We start from the raw sequence: 24,970 nt of genomic DNA on the forward strand, positions 1-24,970 counted from the left end.
CTAGCAGAGAAGCACGCGAAACTCGATGTCTACTGAGCACTATCACTCTGGGAAAAATTTGGCACAAAATTTACTTACACACCAGTGAGCTAAATACGATCCAATACGAGATAATGAGACGTTCCCCTTTTAGGAGTGATGTTATGTCAGCACGTAAGCCGCTACGCTTTTCACCCACTTACTTAAGCCTTGCCCTTAGTCTATGCCTGATTCACCCAACTAGCTGGGCAGACAGCATTCGTAAAGTAACACTTTCTACTGCCGGTTTAGCTGACATCGTCCGCCAACTTGATCTACCTGAAAAAGGCCCTTTAAGCTTCACCGTACCCCTTGATCAGGTCAATGATGTGCTGAAAACATTGATGGTCACTGATGGTAAAAACCAAATTAGCAGCATCACTCTCACCGGTCTGGCCCCCTTAGATAGCAGCTTTTCAGGGATGCCTTTTAACGCTGAAAGCTTGAGCTCCATTGCCACTTTAGCAGAACATCTACGCGGTGTACGCGTGCGCGCGAACTCCAATGGGCGCAGCCTAGAAGGCAAGGTATTAGGCGTTGAAACACAACATAACGGACAAACATCTGAAACGGTGTTGTCATTGCTAGTGAATGAAGGGGAAGTGCACACCTTGCGCTTAGCCGCTGATAGCAGCTTGCAAGTATTAGACCCAAAAGTTCAAGCCCAACTACAACAAGCAAGCGTTATCTTGGCACAGCAAACCAATGATAATCAACGCGCTATAAACGTCAACCTGGAGCAGCCTCAAGGCTCTGTTGTTGAGCTCAATTACCTGATTGCTGCCCCAGTGTGGAAAACCACCTATAGACTGTTAATCGAAAAAGAAAAAACCCGCTTACAAGCTTGGGCTGTACTCGAGAACACCACCGGACAAGACTGGAATCAAATCCAATTAAGCCTGAACTCGGGTGCGCCCGTTTTATTTCAACAAGCGCTACTACAGCAATATTGGCACGATAGGCCCTACTTACCCATTGCCGTAGGAAGCAGCGAAGCACCCGAGGCCGACCGTCAACAAGTTATGTTTGACTCCGCCGTGGCGCCTGCCCCTGCCATGGCAGCGGGCGCCGCGCATCAAGAAAGACAAAAAAATGCCATGGCGGCACGTAGCAAAAGTATCGTTAGAAACTATGAGGCACCCAGCTTAGCAACGGCGCTTAGCCAAGAAAGTCAGACTCAAGTGCAATTTACGATTGCTGATCCGGTAACGGTTCCGCAAGGGCAAACCGTATCCGTGCCAATCATTGATAGCTCCCTACAAGCAGAACGTGTCTCGGTGTATCGACAAGGCCAAAGCAGCAGCCATCCAACCGCGGCTATTTACCTTAATAACACGCTCGATAGCAGTCTACCGCCTGGCATCATGACCGTGTTTGATGCGCAAACAGGCCATGTTGGTGATGCCGAGTTGGCGGGTCTACCGACTGGTGAATCGCGACTTATTTATTTTGCCCAAAATAATAAAATACACATCCGCCAAGAACAGCAGGAACGGCACGAAATCTTACACACTAAGGTCAGTGATGGTGTTGCCAAAACAGCTTGGCAACAAAGCATAGACCTGCGTTTCGATATCAAAGGCGCCCAAGATCAAGCAAGCGTTGTCGTGCTTGAGCTACCTCGCCGCTCGGGTTGGGAATTTAGCAGCGATGCCAAGGTAGAAACTACCCAACAGTCTTATCGATTACGCGTGCCAGTACCAGCGGGTGCAACTAAACAGGTGCTTGCTACCTTTAGCCGTACCGAGGCGCAGTCACTACGCCTAGATGACATCGACGACAACACATTACAAGCCTGGAGCCAAGCCAAACTCAACGACGAGCTGAGTAAAGCCCTACCTGAACTGCTGCGTTTACACGCAAAGGTGCAGGCAGCTCATGCTGTGTATACGCAAGCTCAGACTCAACTTGAAGAGGCGAGCGCTGAACAACTGCGTATCCGTGAAAATCTAACTGCTGTCAGCGAACAAAGTAATTTAGGTCAACGCTTCACCGAGCAACTGGCTAGCCAAGAGGATCTGATCTTAGCTGCCCGCCAAGAGCTACAACAAGCGCGGGAAACGTGGCAAAGTGCACGCGCCCAATTCCAACAAGCGTTGGCCGCTTTATAAGTGCGGATCCTGCACCACACTGTGTTGCACTAGCTCTAAAAAAGCGTGTATAGCATGACCATGTACACGCTCTTTTAAGCAATAGACATATTCGTAAGAGTGCATAGATATATCAGCTAAGGGGATGGTGCGTAATTCGGTATGGGGAGGCACCTCACGTAAAGGTAGCAAGCTCGCCCCCATACCTCGGGCAATCGCCCAGCCTATGGCTTCACGACTGCCCATTTCTAGTACGCGGTGGGGCGCCTGCCCTGCCCGTTTAAATACTTTTAAACACAAGTCGCGTGTCATGGACCCAGACTCGCGTAACAGCAATGGATAGCTGACTAGCTCTGCCGTACTGACCCGCGGCTGATGCGCCAAAGGATGATCCGCACGTACCACCACCACTAAAGGGTCACTGGCCAACAAAATACGTTGCATACGCTCGTCCTCAACTAAAAAGGATGAGGCGATCACATCAAGCTGATAATCCATTAGTGAGGCCAATACGCGCTGTGAGTTGTCCATACTTAAGGTTAATTCAACGCCGGGATAGGTACGCACAAACTGCTGTAAAACCCCCATGATGTAATAAGGTCCGGTAGCACCAATACGAAGCTTACCTTTCTTTAAATCGCGTAAATCGCGCAGTTGGAAGTCCACTTGAGCGGCCTGCCGCAACAGGGCCTCCACTTGCGGCAATAGGTGCTCACCCTCCTCGCTTAAGTACACTCCCTTGCCACGCCTATAAAAAAGCTCAATGCCATACTTGGCTTCGAGTTGACGCAAATGAGAGGTCACTGTTGGCTGGCTAATACCTAATTCCTTAGCCGCTCGCGTGATCGAGTTAGTACAAGCAATAGCATGGAAAGACTTAAGTTCTAAAGCCAGCATAAAGATCCCGCAGAAAGAGTAAAAGACAAATTATCTAATCTGTGTATTACAAGAATTAGAGCATCTGTCATAAACACGCCACCTTGACGCGCCATACTTCCAGCCATCCCCTACTCAGATCAGGTAAACAGGATGGCTTCTAGCCCCACCTTTATTTCCATCGATTCGTTACACAAGCAGTTTGGTCACTTCACTGCGCTGAATCAATTGTCACTCGATATCAAAGCAGGCGAACTGGTTTGTCTGCTGGGCCCCTCGGGCTGCGGCAAGACTACTCTCTTACGTTGCTTGGCGGGTTTAGAGCACAGCGATGCAGGCAAAATCACCATGGCAGGCCGCGACATTACTCGACTGCCCCCCCAACAGCGCGACTACGGTATTTTGTTTCAATCCTATGCGCTGTTTCCCAATTTGACCGTCAGTCAGAATATTGCGTATGGATTAAGCCCCAAAAAAAGACTCAATACCGCTGTACAGCGCCGAGTAGCAGAGATGCTTGATCTAGTGGGCCTAACCGGTAGCGATCAAAAATACCCCGCACAGCTATCTGGTGGACAACAACAACGTGTAGCCCTGGCTCGGGCACTGGCTCCATCACCCTCGTTGCTTTTACTCGATGAACCCATGTCAGCGCTTGATGCTCAGGTACGCGAACGCTTACGACACGAGCTACGACTGCTACAGCGCAAACTGGCCATCACTACACTGATGGTGACGCACGACCAAGAAGAGGCCATGGTGATGGCTGACAGAATTGCAGTGATGCATCAAGGTCAACTGATCCAATACGGCACACCGCAAGAACTCTATCGACAACCCGCCAATGCTTTTGTAGCGGGTTTTATTGGCGAGGCCAATTGGCTGCCTTATACCAAGCAACACGCCCAGCAAGCTCAAGTGGAACAGATATCCCTCGCGGTCAAACAAACGCTTGTTGAGTCACAAGGTCAGCTTTTCATTCGTCCTGAAAACATCCGTGTTTTTGAACGTGCTCCAGACATAGCCACAGAAAATCTATTGTTGGCTCATATCACTGACAGCGTTTTTTTAGGTCGACATTATCGACTCCATCTTCGTCCCGATGGCATGAATGGACTGAACTTAACAGCCCTTATTTCTGCCGAACTGGGCGATAGACTCACTCACGCTCACGCTGCTCCGCGCTGTCATATCCAGCTCCCTGCCGAGGCTCTGTATGCTCACGCTTAAATCAAACGGCGATCAGGGGATAAGCCGTCGCCCATGGGCGCCCAGTCTGGATAAAGCCTTACTTAGTACGCTATTCATCTTGCTGTTGGTGTTACTCACGCTGTTTTTAGTGCTACCCATGCTGGCCGTACTTTGGCGTGCGCTGCAAAACGAACAAGGTCAGCTAAGTGGCGGCAGTGTTTTTTTTACTATCTTAACCAGCGCTGGGTTTATGCCCATGGTCGGCCGCAGCTTGTTAGTGGGCGTAAGCACGGTAGTAATCGTCATTCCTAGTGCCTATGCCTTCGCTTTTGCCCTGCAACGCTGCTGCCTTCGCGGTGCGTCGTTCTATCGCAGCATCGGCTTACTACCATTACTTGCACCATCCCTAATGCCAGGCCTTTCACTCATTTATCTTTTCGGAAATCAAGGTCTACTACGTGGCCTACTAGGAGAGGGCAGTATTTATGGCTTTTGGGGCATCGTACTAGGTGAGTCTTTCTATACTTTCCCCCATGCTCTTATGATTTTAAGTACCGGCTTAGCGTTGGCTGATGCGCGTTTGTATGACGCAGCACGAGCAATGGGGGCAAATGCTCGACGACGCTTCCTCACCGTCACCTTACCGGCCAGTCGCTATGCTATTTTTACAGCTGCCTGCTTGGTCTTCACGCTAACAGTCACCGACTTTGGTGTTCCTAAGGTGGTGGGTGGCTCCTATAACGTGCTTGCTATGGAAGCCTACAAAGCCGTCGTAGGCCAACTACAGTTCTCAAAAGGAGCTGCTATTGGAATGCTTCTGCTGATACCTGCCGTATTTACTTTCCTTCTGGATCAGCACTTACGCCGGCGTAACGCAAATCAAAAGCAGGGGCAACTCAACGCTTATTGCCCCCTTCCTCTTGCCCGCCGTGATCAGTCCTTCACTGTCATTACTGGACTATTGTGCTTAGCCATTTTAATTATTGTAGGCATGGCGGTATGGGCCTCACTCATCACCTTCTGGCCTTACAACCTAGGCTTGAGCCTTAAATCCTATGACTTTGACAATATGGACGGCGGTGGATGGCTTGCATGGCGCAATAGTTTGAGCATGAGTTTTTACACGGCTATGGCTGGCACAGGCCTCATTTTTTTAGGCGCGTGGTTGCTTGAGCGTCTCCCTAGCACCATACGTAGTTTTCAGGCATTACAAGGGTTTCTGCGTATGCTTGCCCTAATACCCATGGCTATCCCCGGCTTGGTGCTAGGCCTAGGCTACATTTTCTTTTTCAATGCTCCCAGCAATCCATTGAACGGACTCTATGGCTCCATGGGCTTGCTAGTACTTTGTACTATTGTTCACCTGTACACCAGCGCTCACCTTACCTTCACCACCGCTCTACGAGCTATCCCGCACGAACTAGACGCAGCCTCAGCCTCATTGCGAGCCTCTCGTTTCGATGCCCTTGCCCGCATCACCTTACCGCTGTGTCTGCCTGCTTTACTGGCTGTAGCAAGGTACTTATTTGTTTCTGCTATGACCACAGTATCCGCTGTCGTGTTTCTTTACAGCCCCAAAACAGTCTTAGCGTCTGTGGCCGTACTGAATATGGATGATGCGGGCTCAATTGGGCCTGCCGCCGCGATGTGCACACTCATTATGCTCAGCTCTGGCACGTTCTGCGTGCTGATACACCTACTTAGCAAAGCCAGCTTACGTCGTACACAAGCTTGGCGTGCCCCTCAACCTCGTTAAACCACCTACCCATACTTATGCCAAGATCACCCTCCCCTCATCGCTACACAAAAAAAGCGCCAACCCCTGCCGTAGTGGAAGCCCTGATTTTTGATTGGGCAGGCACATTAGTAGACTACGGCTCTTTTGCTCCTACTCAAATTCTCGTTGAGGCCTTCGCTCATTTTGGCCTAGAACTTAACCTCAAGCAGGCTCGCAGTGCGATGGGAAAAGGCAAATGGGATCACATCCAACATTTGCTACACCTGCCCCCGATACAAGAACAGTTCTACCAACAACACCAGCGCTCTATTCTGCTTAAAGACATTGACAGCATTTATGCCGCGTTCCTCCCACTGCAAATAGCCCGTGTCGCCCATCACTCACAGGCTATAGCCGGTGCCCGCACGTCGCTACTCTGGGCACGCTCACAAGGTCTGAAATTAGGTTCTTGCACTGGCTACCCACGCTCGGTCATGAATGAACTGCTCCCCCATGCCGAAGCTCAAGGCTTGGAACTGGATTTAGTCGTTTGTTCCGACGAAGTTAGCCGAGCCCGCCCTTGGCCTGCCATGGCATTAGAAAACGTAAGCCAACTGAGCATTAGCCACGTAGCCGCCTGCGTAAAAATTGACGATACGGTTCCTGGCATACAAGAGGGGCACGCAGCCGGCATGTGGACCGTAGGGCTAGTTTTATCAGGAAACGCATGCGGACTGAGCTGGGACGCCATCCAGGATTTACATGAAAACGAGCTTGCACAAGTACGCGCACAGGCAAGCCAAGTACTAGAAGTTGCCCGGCCTCATTATCTGATTGATAGCGTCGCCGACCTACCACCCGTCATACGCGATATACAAACACGTCTGGAACAGGGCGAACGCCCTTAAACCCCTTATTACCCGCAACCTCCAACGGAGTTACTTATGAACAGACTCTTACTCAATACCCTCATCGCCAGCCTTTTCACAACCGTAGGTGCCGCGCATGCGAACACCACGTTAACCGTCTATACAGCTCTAGAAGCCGATCAAATCAAGGCTTACCAAGCAGCTTTTGAAAAAAAGCACCCTGATATCAACATTCAATGGGTACGCGACTCTACAGGCATCATTACCGCGAAACTCTTAGCTGAAAAAGATCAGCCACAAGCTGATGCAATCTGGGGCCTGGCAGGTTCAGCCCTAGGGCTCATGGCTGCCAAAGACATGTTGGCCCCTTATGCTCCCCAGGGCCTAGAGCGCATTGACCCTAAAATGCGTGATACTAACAACCCGCCAGCTTGGGTTGGCATGGACGGTTACGCCGCCGCTCTATGTGTCAACACCATAGAAGCCAAGAAACACAATTTGCCTATCCCGAGCACTTGGGAAGACCTCACGAAACCTGTCTATGCAGGCAAAATTGTGATGCCTAACCCCGCCTCCTCTGGAACGGGTTTTCTTGACGTGAGCGCATGGCTGCAACTTTTTGGTGAAGACAAAGGTTGGGAGTTCATGGACAAACTACACCAAAATATAGGCGCCTATACACATTCAGGCTCCAAGCCTTGTAACTTAGCCGCTTCGGGTGAATACGCCATTGGCGTCTCTTTCGACTATCGCGGTGCACGACTCAAACAAGATGGGGCTCCTCTTGAACTCGTTTTCCCCAGTGAAGGCTTAGGTTGGGAAGTCGAAGCCGCTGCCATTATGAAAGGCACAAAAAATCTTGAGGCAGCACAAAAACTGGCAGATTTCTCGGCTAGCGAAGAAGCTAATCATCTTTACAAAACAAACTTCGCTGTTCTGGCCATTCCTGCCATCGCCACCTCCAATCCGCACTTACCCGCTGACCTAAACACTCGTTTAATTAACAACGACTTTGTCTGGGCAGCAGAAAATCGAGAGCGTATTGTCGACGAATGGACAAAGCGTTTCGACGGTAAATCTGAAGCAAAGAACTAATCCATGAAGCACTACGATGTATTAGTCGTAGGCGGCGGCATACTAGGCGTAGGACACGCCTGGGCTGCCGCCCGCCGAGGTTTACGTGTAGCCTTACTAGAACGCAGCCATCAAGCACAAGGCGCCAGTATTCGCAATTTTGGCCAAGTGCTGATTACAGGTCAGGCACCCGGCGTCATGTTGGAATTGGCACGAGAAAGCCGCGAATTATGGCTACGCTTAGCCCAAGTGGCCAATTTTCAAGTACGCAACCAGGGATCCTTATTTCTGGCGCGTAATCACGCAGAAATGCAAACCCTAGAGAACTACGTAGTAGAACGCGCCCCTTCTTTACAGATGAAATGCGAGTTGCTCACAGCCCAACAAGTCGGACAACTGTTCGCAGGGCGTTTGGCACACCACCACGGAGCATTACAAGGCTTAGAGGATTTACAACTGTATTCTCGCGCTGCCTTACCGGCGATTACCTATCATCTGGAAAGCATAGGTGTGGACGTACTAACTGGCGTGCATGTACACGCTGCCGCACAGGGTGAACTAGAAAGCACAGCGGGCTCATTCAAAGCCGATACTATTTTTATCTGTCCGGGGCACGATTATATTAGCTTACACAAGCAACAACTCGAGCAGTTGTCGTTGTCTGTAAGCCGTTTACAAATGCTCAAAATACGGGCTCAAAATCCTATTTGGCAAACATTAGACAGACCCTTATTGACTGGCTTATCCTGTTTGCATTATGGTGCTTTCAGCGACTTACCCGCCGCTCAAGAGCTACGTCGCCAAGTAGAAAATCAAGCTCCTGAGCTACTTGAGCGGGGCATACACCTGTTGATCAGCCCCAGCCACGACGGCAACTTGATTATTGGCGACTCACATGACTACGGGCCGCAAGCCAGTCCGTTTAACCAAGAGCGTACAGATGAAATGTTGCTTGAACTGGCACAAGCCGTATTAGCAAGCCCAGTTAAAGTGATAGAGCGTTGGCAGGGTATCTACGGAGCTAAAGGCCCAGGCCCTTACTCTGTACTCAAGCCCGATGAAAAAACCTGGATTAGTCTCATGCACACAGGCTTAGGCATGAGTACAGGGCTAGCGATAGCAGAACGCAATATGCTGTCGCGTTACGGGCTTTTACCTGCGTGAGCACAAGGGCGGCCTTTGCTTTCACCGGTCGCCCACCACGCTACTAAACCTAATACCAGGCTCATGATGCCTATCCCTTTAGCCAAGGTAAACGCTAATATCAATCCCATTACTATAAAAATTCCGGGAAATACATAGTGCCTGAACCAAAGCGGTTTACGAGGAATGACGAATAAACCTATGAACAAGGCCCAAGGCATTACCAACGACCAGAAAATCTCATCCTGCAATACTGTGTTCATCTGTTACGCTCTATAAACGGATCTAAGGAATAAGGCTAAACTGTATCACTACTACAGCAAGGTCCGCTGTACGGTCTGTATGTACACTACCTTTTCCCGTTATTTCAGGAGACACTCATGCTCGTTCAATTAAAAAGCAGCGACAATCATCAGTTCAGTGCCTACCGTTGCCATAACCCTGGGGCTAAAAAAGGGCTGGTGTTGCTACAGGAAATTTTTGGTGTGAATCAATACATCAAAGAGCAATGTGAGCTTTTTGCCCAAGAAGGCTATGACGTGATAGCACCCGCCTTGTTTGATCGAGCGCAAGTCCAAGTAGAACTAGGCTACAGTGCCGAGGACATACAAAAAGGGCTAGAACTACGCGCGCAAATTACCCAAGAACAAGCCTTGCTGGACATTCAGTCAGCCATAGAGGCTTTAGGCCATCAGGCCGTTGGAGTGATAGGTTTTTGCTGGGGTGGAACGCTTAGCTGGTTATCGGCTTGCCAACTACAAGGCTTAAGTGCAGCCTCGTGCTGGTATGGTGGTGGCATTGCTGAAAACAAAGACTTGCAAGCGAACGTGCCGGTGCAAATGCACTTTGGAGAGCTAGACCACTCTATCCCGAGCGACGCTATCGCGGCTATACGCTTAAGCCAACCCGCTGTCAGCATTCATGTTTACCCCGAGGCCGACCATGGCTTTGGCTGCTCGCATCGTTTTCAATATCAAGAACTGGCCTATCAAGAAGCCCTGCGCAGTACCTTGGCGTTCTTTCAGGAACACTTACGCACCGTATAAACGTTTGCCCTAGACATGTCCACTAACACTCTTTCTGATCCTAACGCCGACCTAGAAAAACTGCTCACACTGCGCATGCCTTATGGGAAATACAAAGGTCGCGCACTCGCTGATCTTCCGGGTAATTACTTGCAGTGGTTTGCGCGGCAGGGCTTTCCGGCAGGCGAAATAGGACGGCTTCTTGCATTGGCCTACGAGCTGGATCATAACGGTTTACGCGATTTGCTCAATCCTTTACGCTCATCGCGATAAACCGTCGTGCGTAGCTGGCAGTACAACCCATTACAAAAAACGTGCCATTTTTTTAGTCATAAGACCACTGCAAACGTACACGTAAAGGCTGGGGCATATCTGGAGGCGGCGCAAATCTAGCCTGTATGCCCTGTAAAAGCAGATATAAATCAGCATCCGCCTGAGCATTTTGTAAGCTTTCAACACTTAACTCACGCACCGAGCCATCGCGCGTAAACCAAAACTGCGCCTGTACCGGCCCAAGCTGGGCCTCGTTATGATCGATTGCCCACGTTGCTAAGCGTTCAGCCACGTCGCTATCTTGGTTATGCACATACTGCTCAAGCTGAGCACTAAACTGCTGTGCGTAATTAATCCAATGGGGAGCAGCCGTATCCGCCCACACTACAGTGAAGGGTAAACACAGTGCTGCCCCTAAGCCTAGCTGCCTAGTACGTAGCCCCCAACTGCTTAACTGTTGACTCAAACTATGAAAGGCGGATTTCCACATATGCTCTGTCATGACGGATCTCGATAACTATCAAGGCTGGGCGGTAGCGGCCTGGGCAGAACCAGGGAGCTGTGCGGGTTCACCCAACACCTGACGTAACTCAGCACCGTTAATACTTACCGTGCCCGTATCCAGCATGCCATTCAAATAAGATAAGGCGATTTCCTGCTGTCGTTGCTGACGCAATAATCGTTTTAACTCGGGCTGAACCTCCTCGAAACTGGCAGGGCGTGATTCCTGAACCTCGAGTACATGCAAAAGATGCCAACCCGATTGGGAGCGCACAGGATCTGAGACCTGGCCTTTTTTCAAGCGCTCTAGCACCACCCGCACTTCTGGTAAGAGCTGCGTTAACGGTACCAAAGGAGTCTCCGTGCGAGTCACCATACCTTGGCTACGCTGTTCCAGATCTTTGCCTATCGCTGAAAAGCCATTTTTACCTTGCTTAGCTTGTTGGCTGGCCTCATCGAGCATCCGCTTCATCGACACATCTACCTCGGCCTGCCCAGTGAGAGGAAAGAACAGTTGCTCGACACGGTATTGTGCTGGTACTTGCAAAGCAGCTTGATTGCTGTCGTATGCTTGTTTAATTTCTGCATCACTAGGATAAGACTCTGGAGCCTGACTAACCGATGCCAAATAACTTTGCACAACGAGCTGTTGTTTTGCAAGCTCTAGACTTTGGCGAATACGAGCCTGCTCGTCCCAACGCTGGGCGAGGGCCTGCTGGTATAGAGCCTTTTCAGCTAAACGCTCCCGTAACCATTGCTCTAGGCCACTTCGATTTAATTTTAACTGCTCAAGCTGATCAGGTGATAAGGCCGACAAAAGAGCGTTGAGCTCAGATTTGTGCACCTTGGCCTCACCCAGCGCGGCAATCACGGGGTCATCTTGCTTGGCCTGATTTGCAGGCTGTGCAGCGGGCTCAGACGCCTGTGCAACGAGGGTTGGGCTTGCCGCCAACGGCCCACTGGAAGCACTGTTTGAATCTTTACAGGCTACTAGACTGAGCACGCTTAGCGCAACAGCCAAACGTGGCATACCTTGGGTCCAAAATGTACGATGCGTCATCATATGTCCAGATTAAATATATACAGCAAAATGACAGGCTCACCTCAAGCCCCAAGGCGAGCCTGTTTTTCTAATAAGGGCTTACTGCTGATCCTTGCCCTCTTCCTCGTTCGCCTCAGTAGCCAAATCGTCTTCGACTGCCGCTAAGGTATTTTCCACTGGTTGTGAGGCTGTTTGCCCTACAGCAGCTTCGGGATTACCACGCAGAAAAAGAATCATTTCTTGCAATAAACGATCCCAAAGTTCAATTTGTGCGCGTATGTTTAACTCCGTCACGCCACCCGCTACCACGGAATCCATTTCCAAGGTCAAGAACTCACCTTGTAAGGCCAAGCGCGCAAAGCGCTTTTCCACGTTCCAACGATTGATGAGACTACTGGCTAAGTTACCTTCCACCCGTATGACACAAGAAAACGTGAAGTCCAGATAGGATTGCTCTTCCAGCCCCGGATTACCGGGACGAACAGTAAAGCCAATACCCTGAGCGGCACTCAACAGATGTACCGTATCCCCCTGCTTGGCTTCGGTAACCCGATAGCCCATTTCCTGAAGCAAAACGGTCAGCTGTGCGGTATTGACGCTGTTAATAAGGGAAGTCTTGTCCATATATATATAAGTCCTAGTTAAAGAAGACGACTGGTGCTCGTCGCCATCAAGGGGTGACCTGGGGCTGTTGCACAGCCCTAGGATCAAACTTCTGCTCGTAAAGAGCGTCACCCATCTCTTGCGCCTTCATATCAAAGGCAACACGAGCCGAGCTGGAAAAAGGTTGACGCAAGGCCAATAAATCGCCCGTACTAAAATTTTCGTATGCATTTAAAATTTCACGACCTGCGCTATACAGTTGCTCGTTTTTCAAAGAGCAAACACTTAACTCGTGCTCGCGTTGCTTAAGGTCTTTAGCCAAAACTTGGCTTTGTACCTCAAACTGACGTGCCTGAGCGGCAAGGCTGTCGTAAGCGCTACGTGCCTGTGTAAGTTGCTGGTGGCTAGCCGATAAGCGACTATTGGCTTCGTTGCGCAATTGTTCCTGCTGCTCGATTAAGGTATCCGAACGCCCTTGCGCTGTAGCCAGAGCTTTTTTCAATGCAGCCACCTCAGTCTGAAGAGCGTCACGCTGTGCCTCAGCGCCCTGCTTAGCCGCATTGAGTTGAGCCTGCTCGGACTGAATGCGCTGCAATTGTTGCGTAGTGGTGCGCAGCTCGCCACGCAGTCGCTCTTCCATGCTTTGCGCATTTACGGAACCACCGACTAAACATGCAGCTGCCAGCAACAAGGACAAGGACGACTGTTTAGATAAGGGATGTATAAGTCTCATATCAGAACCGCGCGTTAAGTTCGAGTTGCATAATATTGATGGACAATGGACTACCGTAAATTTCACGAGAGCTCATCCAGCGTAACTGTGCCACCACATCTTTTTCTATGGCATAAGCGCCACCTAAGTAATAACCTTTGGCGTTAGTACCACCCATGTGGAAAGTGGAGTCGTTATACGCATCGGGTACTGCATCAGGCTGTATGTACTTATAGCCAGCAAATACCTGCCAGTCGCCACGATCACGCACGCGATAATCTTTTCCTAAAGCGGTGTGTATGGTCCATGCGTTCCCCCCCGAACGGAAGTGGCCATTCTCAATGTTTGTCACCAGCTCAGAGTGACGAACGCGATCTTCAATACTGTTTTTGCTGTAGGCCAAATTGCGTATATAGTTCCCCGACACTTGTAACCCTAAACCGTTACCGACACGCCCTTTCCACCCAAGGTTTAGATCTAAAAGGTTAAAGCGAGAAGCTAAGCCCAACATTTGGTAAGTGGAACCGGCTTGATAAATAGGCGGAATCACATCACGAATAAGGAATAAGCTATTCCCTTTTTGGATAAAGCTAGGGCTAGACCAGTCTGTGCTGCAACTAGTGTCTAAATAATCACAAGGCTCAGAGAGTACGCCTGCAATGTTACGGTACGTGTAGTATGCAAGGTCGGCACTTAAGGTTTGTTCGTGGTTAATTTTCCAGTCAGCTCCCACTTGAGCGCCTAATAACCACTTCGTTTTCGTTTCACCTTCAGAGTCAGCAACGCTGCTCATGCCTGAGTTGTAAGTATTGTCGATCAAGTACGCGCCCAAGGTGCTCCGCAACGTAATGTCTGTATTATTCAGTGGACGTTTAAATGCTGCAGAGAAGCCATCTAAGTTCAAGTCCTTAGAGAACAGAATATCGGTGCTAACAAAGGGATTGTCTGCACGACCGGCCGTAAGTTGTGCCCAGTCGGTAGGGCTCCATCGCAAATAGGCCTGATCTAACCAAAAAGATTTTTTGCTAAAGCCGCCACCAAAATTATCTGAGGTAGAAACTGGGCTTTTATTACTGCCACTAGCTAGGCGTATACCGGCCGACCACTGGTCGCTAATATTGGCCGTAAAGCCGATACGAGCGCGGAAACGGTATTGATTATTACGATCTTTACGGGTATTGAGCAAAGGCACACTGACGTTGCCTGTTTGATTACCATTCGCATCGTAAACACCAAATAGGAACGGACTGGACTGATTCAGCTTAGCCACGTCAACAATGTAGGGGCTATTTTTGCTGCTAAAGCCGCGATTTTCCCAGCGTACTCGCACATCACCATCTACGGTGATACGAGAAACCCAATCAGGGAAGGTGTTCGGAGCCGCCCAGTTCTCTTGTTTGGCGGTAGCCATAACTTCGGCCTTAACCTCCTCACGAATCTGATCACGTACTGTGACAGGAATATAGGGGACGCGCACATCTCCTGGTTGCGCGACGGAACCTTTGGTCGCACTAGAGGCTTCATCCTGGGCTTGTTTTAATAAAGAGGCAGCTTGTTCAGGTTGCAGTACCCCTTGCTCAACGAGCAGGCGAATCAAATTGGCTGTGGCGTTATCGCTGGCTACAGGCTGAGCAGCAACCAAGGCCGATGAGCACATCAGGCAAGCAGCCAAAGCCAGGCTCAATCGATGTGGTTGATATTTCATTGTACGGAACTCCAGGTTTAAGCAGAGTAAAGATATTTATTTAAGAAGGACGACGGCTACTCAGAGCAATACGCACTGGCATATCTAAGGAGGGTGGCGGGCGCTCTTCAAGACGCTTGACGTCACGCAAAGCAGCCACCACCTTTTGGTCTATCTCGGCATCACCACTGGAATTAACCAGTTCAACGCGATCAATGTTGCCGTTATCGCTAAGCCACAGGTTGATACGCATGCGGTACGCCAACATGCGAGTCCGCTCGTCATCGCGCAGTACTTTCTGCAAGGCATAACCCAGGTACTGGCTGTAAGTAGCATTACCAGCACGGCCACCCCCTGAGCCCGCCATGCCTCGTCCTGAGCCTGCCGAAATATTGAAAGCATCCGATCCGGCCTGTGCATCGGAATCCATTTGCATGGCTTCCGTGCTGCTGTCAGTAGGCGTAGGAGGCGTGTCATCCTCAACAGGGGTGGGCTCATCTAAGGGCGTAGGTTCAGGATCTGGTTCGGGCTCTACCAACTCCTCTTCCTTCGGCTCTTCTGGCTCAGGAGGTGTTTCGGGTTCAGGTGGAGGTGGCGGAGGCGGCGGCAAAGGAATAATGGCATTGATGGCGGGCGCCTCACGCTTGATACCCGCCATGCTATTGGCCCATTTCCACACCACATAGCCCAGCACCGCAATGACCACGACTATCACTACAATAGTCGCATTCTTGCCTAGGCCCTTTTTCGGGGCCTTGGTGTCAGAGGAGCTCTTGAAAGGATCAGGAGAGTTTGACGACATGATTCACTGCTTTAAATGATCAAGTTGGTTTGCCGGTAACCAATCCCACTTGGGACAGTTCCAGTCGACGCAATAAATCCAGCACTTCCACTACGCGGTGATACTGCACTTCAGCATCACCGCGAACGATGACGGGAAAATCAGGACTCAAGGCTTTCTCGGTACGCAAGCGTTCTTCTAGCTCGGGTAAAGTTACGGGGTAAGCATCTAAAAACACTTGCCCAGCCTCGTTAACCGAAATAGCCTTCGTTTGCGAAATAGAAAGTGACACGGTGGAACTGGCCTTAGGTAAATTCACTTGTATGCCTGCCACCTGAGCAGTAGCCGTCAAGATAAACATCACCAAGACCACCATTAATACGTCAACTAACGGCGTAATATTGATACCATCCACCACATCATCTTCATCTTCATCAACCATGGATCGGGACATGCTGGGCTCCTTATTGGTGAATACTAGGTGCTTGAGCGTGCAGGTTTGAACCTGGTGCTAAAGATGTTGTGTCTTTTACTTTTTTCGGCTGTTCAGTCACGGCACCGCTACCATAGCTTTCTGCTAAACGGGTGGTGAACTCTTCGATGAACACACGCATCTCGGCACCAAGCGCCTTGTTTCTACCTAAAATTCGGTTGTATCCAAACAATGCAGGTATCGCGACAAACAGCCCTGCTGCAGTCGCCAACAAGGCCGCTGCCATACCGGGAGCAATGGCATTGATGTTGACGTCGCCAGCCATCGCTGTACCCAAGAACACCACCATAATTCCTAGGACAGTACCGAACAAACCTATGTAGGGTCCGCCTGCGATCGCGTTGGATAAAGCACCCATACGTGAGGACAAAGACTGGGCTTCGTAGGTGCGTACACTATCCATGGCTGCACGGATAGAATCCAAAGCAGCTGGGCTGAGTACGGTTGAGCCTGTTTCGGTTTTACGCTTACGCACTTCGTGTATGGCTGTGGTATACAACTTCCACAAAGGAGCTTTATCTAAAGCCTGCTGGGTAGAGGCATCCGGTTTAGCATCAGCCAATGCCTCTAGCTGTGTGCCTAATTGAGCAAAACGCTCACGGAACACTGCATTCCCTTTTTCCAAACGTGTAGCCGTACGGCTTTTTTCAATCATGATGACCCAGGAGTGGACCAACATAATGGCTAACACAGCCAATACAATCCAAGCATCTAGCGGTACAGCACCGAGCAGGTAGCCTAAGGCTCCAAAACCAAAACCTGACTGCTGCTCATCCTCGCCATATACCACTAAGCGCGACTCTGAACCTTGTGATAAAACGTCGACAGCTAGAGCCGGAACGGGACGGGCCACCTTAGACAAACGTAGTTCGTCTATAGCGCCAACAAAATTGGCGTAGCTTTTCGGAGCAGGAGCCTCTTGAGCTGCATCCCCGTTCGCACCGCTTTCTGGCACCACCGCTGCAGCCCGGAGTACATCACCCCCCACAGCAGTAACACCATTAAAGGCGGGCAAACCACCCGCTAAGGATGCCACCACGTTGCCATCGATAAGCAACTGCACCTGAGCACCGTCAGTGCTGGCCGCTACGTGAACCCAACGAGAAGGTGTGATAGCTTGCCCTGCTTGAGCACGTTGCTCATTAACCTCGATAAATGGCACACCTTGATCTAAACCGAGCAAAAAGGAGGCTGCCCCTTCCCGACGAGCAAAAATCAATTGCTCACCGATGAGCTGGTCTGGGCGAACCCACGTGCTGACCGTAAACGGTGCGCCCGCTGGCATAGCTAAAGAAGGACTAGCAGGCAGCATTAAAGCGGCTTCCCCACCAAACTGCGCACTACGGCCCACTACACCATCAATATAGGAGGTGGGTTGGGTTTGAGCGTGGTTAGCATAGGCGGTGCTGTCTCGTGGTGGCGCATCCGCCGCACCGTTAAAGTGGTAAACCAACGTGTAATTAGGATCAAAACTAATCTGCCCATTGGAGGTCTGTGGAGCGGCTGCGTTGCCGTAATACATCCAGATTGTCTGCTGCTCAGCCGCTAGAATCTCGGGAACGTCTACCCAGATCATGGCAATACCCAACAAGGGGTTGAACATCTCAATTTGGTGATTCAATACGGTTTTGTCGTCTTGCAGCACAAAGCGCAGGTCAGAGCCATTTTCATTGACTCCATCGAAAACAAAATTGCCAGTGTGCAGACGTACGAGCACAGGAGTGCGACCCAAAGAACTAGACAGGTTAGCCCCTTCGGACGACGCATCTATAGTGATGGGCTTGCGATAATCCCAGTCGGGCTGCCACCAGGCCTGTGCGGCCGCCGGCAAAAGGCTGGCAAGAAAAACCAGCAAGAGCATGATGTAGCGTTGCATGATTCGAAAGCTCCGAATTCGGTATGAAATCAATTAAGTTAGAAGCTGGCACGGACGCTGAAATGCAACCGTGGCTTGTGACGCTCGGTATAAGCGCCGTCTTTTAGGGGATATGCCCAGTCAAAATTGGCAGATAACCAATTCAACACTTGCATACGTGTGCCCAGCCCTATGCTGGCTAAAGAAAAATCGTGTTCCTGCTCGGGTAAGGGGTCGAGTAAACGCACACGAGCCGCATCAGCGAAGGCATAAAAGCGCCATTCATTTACGTTGCTACCTAACCATTTGGATAGAGATGGGGTGCGTAATTCAATAGAGCTGTTGTAGCCCTCGTCGCCTGAGCGCTCGGCAGCTAGATAACCTCGAACCGTACCTGTTCCGCCTGCAGAAAACTGCTCGTTGGAGACCAAAGGACCAGAAGCCAACTGCCCGCCTAGGCGTGCGTACATCTGCCAATCGCGGGGTAAGCTCTGGGTATGGCTAAGATTTAGCTTGAGTAAGGCAAAGCTTGGGTCGGCGCGATAGCGCTTATAGTCAAACTCTTCATCGTCACTACCTATGCCGAACATACTGCGCGGACTGGCGACGATATCGACCGCAACGGAACTTTGCGAACCCTCAGAGTAGCGATAACCGTTGTAACCTAAGTTAAGAGGGATATAGGTCAACGGAACCTGATCACTATCGCCACCAAAACGTAGCTCTTCGCGGAATCGTTTGTAGTCTAACCCTGCTGAGAAACTATGAAACCACGGCGCTTGGAAATCAGGGCTATAGGTAAATCGTGCTCCGTAGGAGTGACCTTTACCTAACACATTAGTGCCCCCTATGGTGGCTATGTCACTATTGGAGTTATAGCCAGATAACTGCAAATCCCAATGTTTAGAGGTGGGTAAGGTATAGGAGCCTGAAATAACGCTAGCATCGCCCTTGCGTTCGGGGGCGGTAAAGTAAGTTAAGGAGGCGGAGTGGCCTAACTGCCAAAGGTTATCGTGTCCTAAAGAAACAATGGCACGAGTTTTAGTGGTATCAGCACTGTAGTCATTGTTAAATGCCACGGACCCATTCCAAGGCATTTTATCTTCTACCCGTAGGTCTACATCTAGAGTGCCAGGCAAAGCACCCTCGCGCACCAAAGGCATCACTTGGCGCGAACCGCGATTCAAATCAGCCAATTGGCTTTGGGCCTGTTCGAAGTCTGGCACCTGACCTTCCGCCAAAGCCGGCACTGCATCGCGTATTGCCAATGGCGAATTGTATTGCGCCCCTTCTACACGTAAGCGACCGACTTTTGCCTCGGTTACTTGGAGGATTACGATACCGTGCTCTACCTGCTGTTCAGGCAAATCCACATAAACAGACTGATAACCGGCTTCTTGATAGGCTTGCTGCAAGGCATCCCGTGCCTGCTCGATGTTATCTAGGGTGCGCCCCTCGCCTAGATGGGGATAAACAGCTTGTTCTATCAAGCGTTGGTCTAGGACCGTGTTTCCACGCACGATATATTCGTTAATAGTGACCGTTTGCTGTGCCTGAGCTGGAGCAGACCACGCTGATAAGGTAAGCAGCACACTGGCTACCACTGCCCGCGGCTCAAGTATGGAACCTAAACTAGCAGGCGGCAAAAAATAATGCTTAATACAGTTAAATGGCTGCATGAAAGGGCTCGCAGGATAGCTAAAACAGTTTTGGCACCGTTGCCAAGAAAAATGAAAGCAGATCTAACAGATCTAAACAAGATGCTATGGTAGAGAAGAAATACGTCCGCATTATTAAAAAAGCTCATGAGCTTTTTCTTTTTAAAACAACGAACAAACAGCAAAAACATATTCTCAAAAAATGTCACTTAATAGGTGACTATTTTTTTACCTCTTTACTTTCCAATAAGTACGACTTCCATTCATTTATCCTTTCCTGATCCACTGGAAATTTTTCATTTAATACTGGATATTTTTTTATTTCATCCAAACATCTCAATAACAAACCAATCACTAGTGGATCTTTTTTTATATTTCTCAGTCGACTAATAAATCGAGGCCTCGCATCTAAAGGTTCGCGGAACGTTTCTATACCGATGAACCAGCGATACAACAGATTGAAACGTAGCTCTTCGAACACTCTGTCTTCATTGCTCATGGGAAATAAGCTCTGCAACAACAAGCAGCGGAACATGCTCTCGCCGTTCATATAACTATCTATGCTGGCGTCAGGTTCTTCGAAAGCGCGATTATATTGTTGAATGATGTTGTCCGTTATGCGGCGTACCTCAGCCATTGGATGATCTTCAGGTACCACATTTTTTAATTTTTCTATATCAACCCACACGTTATGGGCGACTATCCAAACCCACGGTGCGTTATATCGTGTGACGGCAACGGGGCGCTCCCGCGCCTCGTCTACAATTTTTGATAAGCGCGTATCTAATTCCTGCATCGAAACGCGTTTGACTAGATTACTCATGTATTAATCCCAAAACCAAGGATGCGTTGAGCTCAATTCAGAACATTCGATTCAGTTGTCATACTACTGTCTTTATTTTTCAGTAATTTGCATGCTATGCACACCGACATTAAGAAAACCGTACGTACTGCTTCAAACCAAGCCTACATTTGAAGACTGGTTGCTGCGAAACCAGTAAAATATCCAATCATGCTATTGGAAAAGTTTTTCAATACTGTTAATAAAGCTCCCGAACATTCAAAATATCTCTCACCCTCTTGCAGAAAAAACGCCTTATGAAATCATTGACAGTTCTATTACTTTATCCAGTTTTATTTATGAACGTCGCAACAGCTCTCGCTCAAGCTCCTAAAGCAAGTTCAAGTTGTGTCGATGTGGAGGTAGATGGGCAGCGCACGATGTCTTACGCATGTCTGCAAGAAAAACTACAAGAAAAAGCACAACAAGAGGCGATGCGCCCCCGAGGAGGCAATTCTGAAAGTATTATTGAGCAAGCGCCGAACCGATTAGGCATGCCTACTCCTGCCACCTTAAGTAACCGTATGGGAAACAACCTAGGGCACTCTATCAAACCTCAACGCCCCGTCGAGCCTGTCGCCCCGCCGCCTTTTCTTTCCCGTTAACACGACGTAGCTCGTTCTGGGTGCATCCAAGACAGTGTCGCGCCGCTATGCGAGAATGTTCCTTACACTATTTTTTTATTAAGGAGTGGCGCATGTCCGGACTCGATGCTTTCCCCATTACTCGCAAATGGCCTGCCACTGACACCCAGGCAATACAACTGTATTCCTTGCCTACACCCAACGGCGTTAAGGTATCTATCATGCTGGAGGAAGTCGGTCTACGGTACCAAGCCCATACAGTCAGTTTCAGCACACAAGATCAGCTTAGCCCTGAGTTCATTTCACTCAGCGCTAACAATAAAATTCCTGCCATACTGGATCCTCACGGCCCTGACAACCAGCCCTTGCCGCTCTTTGAGTCCGGAGCGATACTTATTTACTTAGCCGAGAAAACTGGGCGCTTATTACCCCAAAACCCAGCTCGTCGCTACGAAACTTTGCAATGGATCATGTTTCAAATGGGTGGCATTGGGCCTATGTTTGGCCAGCTAGGCTTTTTTCATAAATTTGCCGGCAAAGAAATTGACGACCCGCGGCCCAAAGAGCGTTATGTCAATGAAGCCAAACGATTGCTCGGCGTGCTTGAGCGCCACCTGCAAGGCAAAACATGGATGCTCGGCGATGAATACACCATCGCTGATATTGCCATTTTTCCTTGGGTCAACACCTTGCGTGACTTTTATGCCGCAGGTGAGCTCGTTGGACTAGACGCCTATCCAACAGTGATTGCTACTTTAGAACGTTTTCTAGCCCGCCCTGCGGTACAAAAGGGCCTGAGCATTCCGGCCTAAAAACCGGAACCTTATATATCAGGGGGCGTTTGCTTAAGCCCCCCTAGCTAGCCACGCTGGCTTAGGCTGTTTTTTTGGTTTGTAATTCTGGACGAATAAACCGACGGTTTTGAAGCACGGGAAGTACACGTCGTGCGTGCTCCACCCTCGCCTTATCAAGCTCACAAAATAATAAAGCCGGATTTTCTGCTGCTTGAGCCACCACTACTCCCAAAGGATCAACCACCATGCTCATGCCAATATTGCGCGGGCCACACTCCCCTGCGGACACCACATAAGCCGTGTTTTCTAAGGCTCTAGCAGTATTTAACACGTGCCAGTGATGTTCCTTCAAAGGCCCTTTAAGCCAAGCAGAAGGACATAACAATACCTCTGCGCCATCGCTACATAAACGTCGTGCCAGCTCAGGAAAACGCAAGTCGTAACAGGTCATTAAGCCTACTTTAAAGCCGGCTATAGTTAGCAATGGTGGAACGTCTGAGCCGGGCTCTACATAGTCGGACTCACGTGTGGCAAAAGCGTCATACAAATGCAATTTCTTATACGCTGCAGCCACTTTCCCTCCCGCCAATACCACCTGCACATTCCAAACCTTGTTGTGTTTATCAGGAACGGGAACATGCATACAAAACACAACTGTTAGGGCATTGTGAACCGTTGCCTCGGCCAGGCGGGTAATGAAAGGGCCATCGATGGCTTGAGCAGCTTTCAACACGAGTTCCGGGTCGGCTATATTCCGCGAGCAAATACCCTCTGGTAAAACAAGTAAGTCCGCCCCTGCTTGTTGGCTTTTTTGCATCAAATCCAAGCAAGTTAATAAATTTTTCTCAGACTCTATCTCTACGGCAAACTGTCCTAAAGCTACTTTCATACCACCCCTTTAATAGAAAACGACGGCGCTGGCCAGTTGATGCTCAAAGGCTGCGTAACCCTTGATAAATCAATAAACTACCTGTTAAGAATAAAAACACCTGCAACAGCATATAAAAGGTGTTGATATCTACCCGTCGTTGCAAATAAATGCCACTGTATACACCAATCGGCACGCAAGGTGCTAACACCACACACAGCCACAAATTACTGCTGCTGAACTGCCCCAATAGGAAGTAAGGCCCCAACTTAATCAGATTGACCAACAGAAAAAAAAGATTGGTGGTCGCAATGAACGTCTCTTTGGGTAAGCGTAATGGCAGCATGTAAATCTGCAAAGGGGGGCCCCCAGCATGGGCGACAAAACTGGTGACGCCTGACACCCCTGACCAAAACCAACCCTGCCATTGGCTGCCACGACTTTTTTCTGCTGTTCGTTTACTAAGTCCGAATAACTGATAAAGAGCGTAGCCAGCGGAAATCAAACCGATAAGTACTAACATCAACGCCGCCGGCAAATACTCAAATAATACCCAGCCTATCAAAGTACCCACTACGGCCCCAGGCAAAATAATCCGTAGAATGCGCCAACTCCACTTACCGTAGTAGGCTTTAAACCCCGTTAGATCAGCTAGACACAACAAGGGCAACATAATCGCCGCAGCTTGTAATGGAGGCATAACCAGCAATAATAAGGGTAGGCTAAAACCTCCGAGACCACCCCCAAAACCTCCCTTAGAAAGGCCCATTAACAAAATAGCAGGAACCGCGCAGAAATAGAAAAAAGGGTCATACAACATGTTAAAAACTTCCCGACATGATAAGCCTGTAGCCCTGAGCTTAACAGGCCTCCAAGAGGCTTAGTGCAACAACGTTGCGCCATGATGGCAACCGTCTTGAACTGCTTAGATCCATGGCTTGCTAAAACAATGGCCCCACTAACGGGGCGACAGCCAGGCTAACATCTGCTACGCTTTGCCTTTAGCCCGTACGTAAAACCGGCTTCTTTGTGTTGTTGTCTTCATGCCTAGCCCTGCTACCTCCCGTTCCCCTTCCTTAGTCAGCTCTCCCTGGACCGCGCCACTGGCACTATTCGCCCTAGCCACGGGTGGCTTCTCTATTGGCACCGGCGAATTCGTTATCATGGGGCTATTACCTGATGTTGCCACAGACTTAAAAATAAGTATCCCTTCAGCAGGTCACTTAATCAGTGCTTATGCACTTGGGGTAGTGGTTGGCGCTCCTGTGCTGGCTGTGCTGGGCGCTCGCTGGCCACGCAAACGCATGTTACTCGTTTTAATGTTTGCATATGCATTGGGCAATATCATCAGTACGCTAGTGCCTAGCTATGCGGGCATCATGGGCGCTAGATTTTTCTCAGGTTTGCCCCACGGCACGTATTTCGGCGTTGCTTCACTGGTAGCTGCGGACTTAGTCCCCTACCACAAGCGCACGCAAGCTGTGGCTATGGTAATGCTAGGCCTATCCGTAGCGACCTTGGTAGGCGTTCCATTGGCCGCAGCCCTGGGCCAATGGGCGGGCTGGCGTTGGGCTTTTGTACTAGTAAGTGGGTTTGCGGTGCTCGCCATGATGTTGCTTCAACTAGGCTTAGCCTATACTCCAGGCAACCCGAAAGCCAGCCCTTTGCGTGAACTCTCCGCCCTCAAGCGGAGCCAGGTTTGGCTAACCCTAGGCATAGGCGCTATTGGTTTTGGCGGCATGTTCTCCATCTTCAGCTACATTAAGCCCACGATGATGAACCTGGCGCATGTTCCCGAAGTGCGCATCCCACTTATTTTGGCTATGTTCGGCTTGGGCACTATCCTAGGTAACGTACTGGGTTCCCGTTTGGCTGATAAAAACCTTGAGCTCACCATACGTGGTTTACTCGTGTACGCCATGGTCACCATGCTGTTTTTCCTTTGGAGCGCGCACCATGCTTATTTGGGTTCCTTCACCCTACTGTTAGTAGGCATGATAGTGGCTCTAGGCCCTGCTTTGCAGACTCGCCTTATGGATGTGGCCGGCGATGCTCAAACACTGGCTGCCGCACTCAATCACTCTGCCTTTAACGTTGCGAACGCTTTGGGTGCATGGCTAGGTGGGCTGACCATTAGCGCCGGCTTAGGCTGGACCTCTACCGCTTGGGTAGGTGCTTGCTTGGCTCTGGGTGGTTTGATTATCCATGCCTACTCGTTAAAACGCATGAAGGGTTCAGCTCTTTATTAGCCCGCCACATAAGCACCACAAGTCCTTTA

The 24,970-nt window shown here is 49.8% G+C and carries 25 protein-coding genes; 11 read left to right on the forward strand and 14 right to left on the reverse strand.

Annotated features, from left to right (window positions below; genetic code table 11):
* Positions 1-143 precede the first annotated feature (143 nt).
* Positions 144-2,129: a DUF4139 domain-containing protein gene (locus OSH01_RS14940; protein ID WP_266124929.1), complete on the forward strand. Its 1,986-nt coding sequence runs from the start codon at positions 144-146 to the stop codon at positions 2,127-2,129.
* Here OSH01_RS14940 and OSH01_RS14945 read toward each other — a convergent pair.
* Positions 2,124-3,005, reverse strand: coding sequence for a LysR substrate-binding domain-containing protein (locus OSH01_RS14945; protein ID WP_266124930.1), 882 nt, complete (start codon positions 3,003-3,005; stop codon positions 2,124-2,126). The genes OSH01_RS14940 and OSH01_RS14945 overlap by 6 nt on opposite strands.
* Positions 3,006-3,137: 132 nt before the next feature.
* On the opposite strand from OSH01_RS14945, the gene OSH01_RS14950 reads away from it, so the two are divergent.
* The 5 genes from OSH01_RS14950 to OSH01_RS14970 are packed head-to-tail and all read left to right on the forward strand — an operon-like array spanning position 3,138 to position 8,999.
* Positions 3,138-4,214, forward strand: a complete 1,077-nt coding sequence (locus OSH01_RS14950; protein ID WP_266124931.1) for a putative 2-aminoethylphosphonate ABC transporter ATP-binding protein — start codon at positions 3,138-3,140, stop codon at positions 4,212-4,214.
* Positions 4,201-5,931 (forward strand): putative 2-aminoethylphosphonate ABC transporter permease subunit, encoded by a 1,731-nt coding sequence (locus OSH01_RS14955; RefSeq protein WP_266124932.1) that lies wholly within the window; start codon positions 4,201-4,203, stop codon positions 5,929-5,931. Before OSH01_RS14950 ends, OSH01_RS14955 begins: the two co-directional genes overlap by 14 nt.
* Before the next feature lie 17 nt (positions 5,932-5,948).
* Positions 5,949-6,800, forward strand: a complete 852-nt coding sequence (gene phnX / locus OSH01_RS14960; RefSeq protein WP_266124933.1) for a phosphonoacetaldehyde hydrolase — start codon at positions 5,949-5,951, stop codon at positions 6,798-6,800.
* Positions 6,801-6,836: 36 nt separating this feature from the next.
* Positions 6,837-7,856: a putative 2-aminoethylphosphonate ABC transporter substrate-binding protein gene (locus tag OSH01_RS14965; protein WP_266124934.1), complete on the forward strand. Its 1,020-nt coding sequence runs from the start codon at positions 6,837-6,839 to the stop codon at positions 7,854-7,856.
* Positions 7,857-7,859: 3 nt separating this feature from the next.
* On the forward strand, positions 7,860-8,999 hold the full coding sequence (locus tag OSH01_RS14970) for a TIGR03364 family FAD-dependent oxidoreductase (protein ID WP_266124935.1): 1,140 nt from the start codon (positions 7,860-7,862) through the stop codon (positions 8,997-8,999).
* Here the strand turns inward: OSH01_RS14970 and OSH01_RS14975 are convergent.
* Positions 8,978-9,241, reverse strand: a complete 264-nt coding sequence (locus OSH01_RS14975; RefSeq protein WP_266124936.1) for a hypothetical protein — start codon at positions 9,239-9,241, stop codon at positions 8,978-8,980. The two genes, OSH01_RS14970 and OSH01_RS14975, sit on opposite strands and share 22 nt — an antisense overlap.
* Before the next feature lie 117 nt (positions 9,242-9,358).
* Between OSH01_RS14975 and OSH01_RS14980 the strand changes: the two genes are divergently transcribed.
* Together OSH01_RS14980 and OSH01_RS14985 are read left to right on the forward strand one after the other, a co-directional pair.
* Positions 9,359-10,024, forward strand: a complete 666-nt coding sequence (locus OSH01_RS14980) for a dienelactone hydrolase family protein (RefSeq protein ID WP_266124937.1) — start codon at positions 9,359-9,361, stop codon at positions 10,022-10,024.
* Positions 10,025-10,039: 15 nt separating this feature from the next.
* Positions 10,040-10,276: a DUF3820 family protein gene (locus OSH01_RS14985; RefSeq protein WP_266124938.1), complete on the forward strand. Its 237-nt coding sequence runs from the start codon at positions 10,040-10,042 to the stop codon at positions 10,274-10,276.
* A gap of 52 nt (positions 10,277-10,328) precedes the next feature.
* Here OSH01_RS14985 and OSH01_RS14990 read toward each other — a convergent pair whose 3' ends face one another.
* The 10 genes from OSH01_RS14990 to OSH01_RS15035 form a co-directional block, all read right to left on the reverse strand.
* Positions 10,329-10,778 carry a hypothetical protein gene (locus OSH01_RS14990; RefSeq protein WP_266124939.1) on the reverse strand — a complete coding sequence of 150 codons (450 nt, stop codon included), beginning with the start codon at positions 10,776-10,778 and terminating at the stop codon, positions 10,329-10,331.
* 18 nt (positions 10,779-10,796) lie between these two features.
* Positions 10,797-11,840, reverse strand: a complete 1,044-nt coding sequence (locus OSH01_RS14995; protein ID WP_266124940.1) for a peptidylprolyl isomerase — start codon at positions 11,838-11,840, stop codon at positions 10,797-10,799.
* Positions 11,841-11,918: 78 nt separating this feature from the next.
* Positions 11,919-12,443, reverse strand: a complete 525-nt coding sequence (locus OSH01_RS15000) for a YbjN domain-containing protein (RefSeq protein WP_266124941.1) — start codon at positions 12,441-12,443, stop codon at positions 11,919-11,921.
* Positions 12,444-12,489: 46 nt separating this feature from the next.
* Positions 12,490-13,155 carry a DNA repair protein gene (locus OSH01_RS15005; RefSeq protein ID WP_266124942.1) on the reverse strand — a complete coding sequence of 222 codons (666 nt, stop codon included), beginning with the start codon at positions 13,153-13,155 and terminating at the stop codon, positions 12,490-12,492.
* A 1-nt stretch (position 13,156) separates the two neighbouring features.
* Positions 13,157-14,839 carry a putative porin gene (locus OSH01_RS15010; RefSeq protein WP_266124943.1) on the reverse strand — a complete coding sequence of 561 codons (1,683 nt, stop codon included), beginning with the start codon at positions 14,837-14,839 and terminating at the stop codon, positions 13,157-13,159.
* Between the two features lie 40 nt (positions 14,840-14,879).
* Positions 14,880-15,620 (reverse strand): energy transducer TonB family protein, encoded by a 741-nt coding sequence (locus OSH01_RS15015; protein ID WP_266124944.1) that lies wholly within the window; start codon positions 15,618-15,620, stop codon positions 14,880-14,882.
* Positions 15,621-15,639: 19 nt separating this feature from the next.
* Positions 15,640-16,053, reverse strand: a complete 414-nt coding sequence (locus OSH01_RS15020) for an ExbD/TolR family protein (protein ID WP_376918093.1) — start codon at positions 16,051-16,053, stop codon at positions 15,640-15,642.
* Between the two features lie 10 nt (positions 16,054-16,063).
* A complete protein-coding gene (locus OSH01_RS15025; RefSeq protein WP_266124945.1) occupies positions 16,064-17,968 on the reverse strand; it encodes a DUF2341 domain-containing protein in 1,905 nt (634 codons plus the stop codon).
* A gap of 38 nt (positions 17,969-18,006) precedes the next feature.
* Complete coding sequence (locus OSH01_RS15030; RefSeq protein ID WP_266124946.1) at positions 18,007-19,626, reverse strand: ShlB/FhaC/HecB family hemolysin secretion/activation protein; 1,620 nt, start codon at positions 19,624-19,626, stop codon at positions 18,007-18,009.
* Between the two features lie 199 nt (positions 19,627-19,825).
* Positions 19,826-20,428, reverse strand: a complete 603-nt coding sequence (locus tag OSH01_RS15035) for a transposase (protein ID WP_266124947.1) — start codon at positions 20,426-20,428, stop codon at positions 19,826-19,828.
* A 317-nt stretch (positions 20,429-20,745) separates the two neighbouring features.
* Here OSH01_RS15035 and OSH01_RS15040 point away from each other — a divergent pair, with 317 nt between their 5' ends.
* Together OSH01_RS15040 and OSH01_RS15045 are read left to right on the forward strand one after the other, a co-directional pair.
* Positions 20,746-21,051, forward strand: a complete 306-nt coding sequence (locus tag OSH01_RS15040; RefSeq protein WP_266124948.1) for a hypothetical protein — start codon at positions 20,746-20,748, stop codon at positions 21,049-21,051.
* Positions 21,052-21,143: 92 nt separating this feature from the next.
* Entirely contained in the window at positions 21,144-21,842 is a 699-nt protein-coding gene (locus OSH01_RS15045; RefSeq protein ID WP_266124949.1) for a glutathione S-transferase family protein, read from the forward strand.
* Between the two features lie 61 nt (positions 21,843-21,903).
* On the opposite strand, the gene OSH01_RS15050 is transcribed toward OSH01_RS15045, so the two are convergent.
* Both OSH01_RS15050 and OSH01_RS15055 read right to left on the reverse strand, forming a co-directional pair.
* On the reverse strand, positions 21,904-22,713 hold the full coding sequence (locus tag OSH01_RS15050; protein WP_266124950.1) for a deaminated glutathione amidase: 810 nt from the start codon (positions 22,711-22,713) through the stop codon (positions 21,904-21,906).
* 43 nt (positions 22,714-22,756) lie between these two features.
* Positions 22,757-23,512: a sulfite exporter TauE/SafE family protein gene (locus tag OSH01_RS15055; protein WP_266124951.1), complete on the reverse strand. Its 756-nt coding sequence runs from the start codon at positions 23,510-23,512 to the stop codon at positions 22,757-22,759.
* Between the two features lie 223 nt (positions 23,513-23,735).
* On the opposite strand from OSH01_RS15055, the gene OSH01_RS15060 reads away from it, so the two are divergent.
* Positions 23,736-24,941 carry an MFS transporter gene (locus tag OSH01_RS15060; protein ID WP_266124952.1) on the forward strand — a complete coding sequence of 402 codons (1,206 nt, stop codon included), beginning with the start codon at positions 23,736-23,738 and terminating at the stop codon, positions 24,939-24,941.
* The last annotated feature ends 29 nt before the right edge of the window (positions 24,942-24,970 follow it).

Origin of the sequence: Alcaligenes endophyticus, assembly GCF_026344035.1 — a bacterium.
Lineage (GTDB): Bacteria > Pseudomonadota > Gammaproteobacteria > Burkholderiales > Burkholderiaceae_B > Alcaligenes > Alcaligenes endophyticus.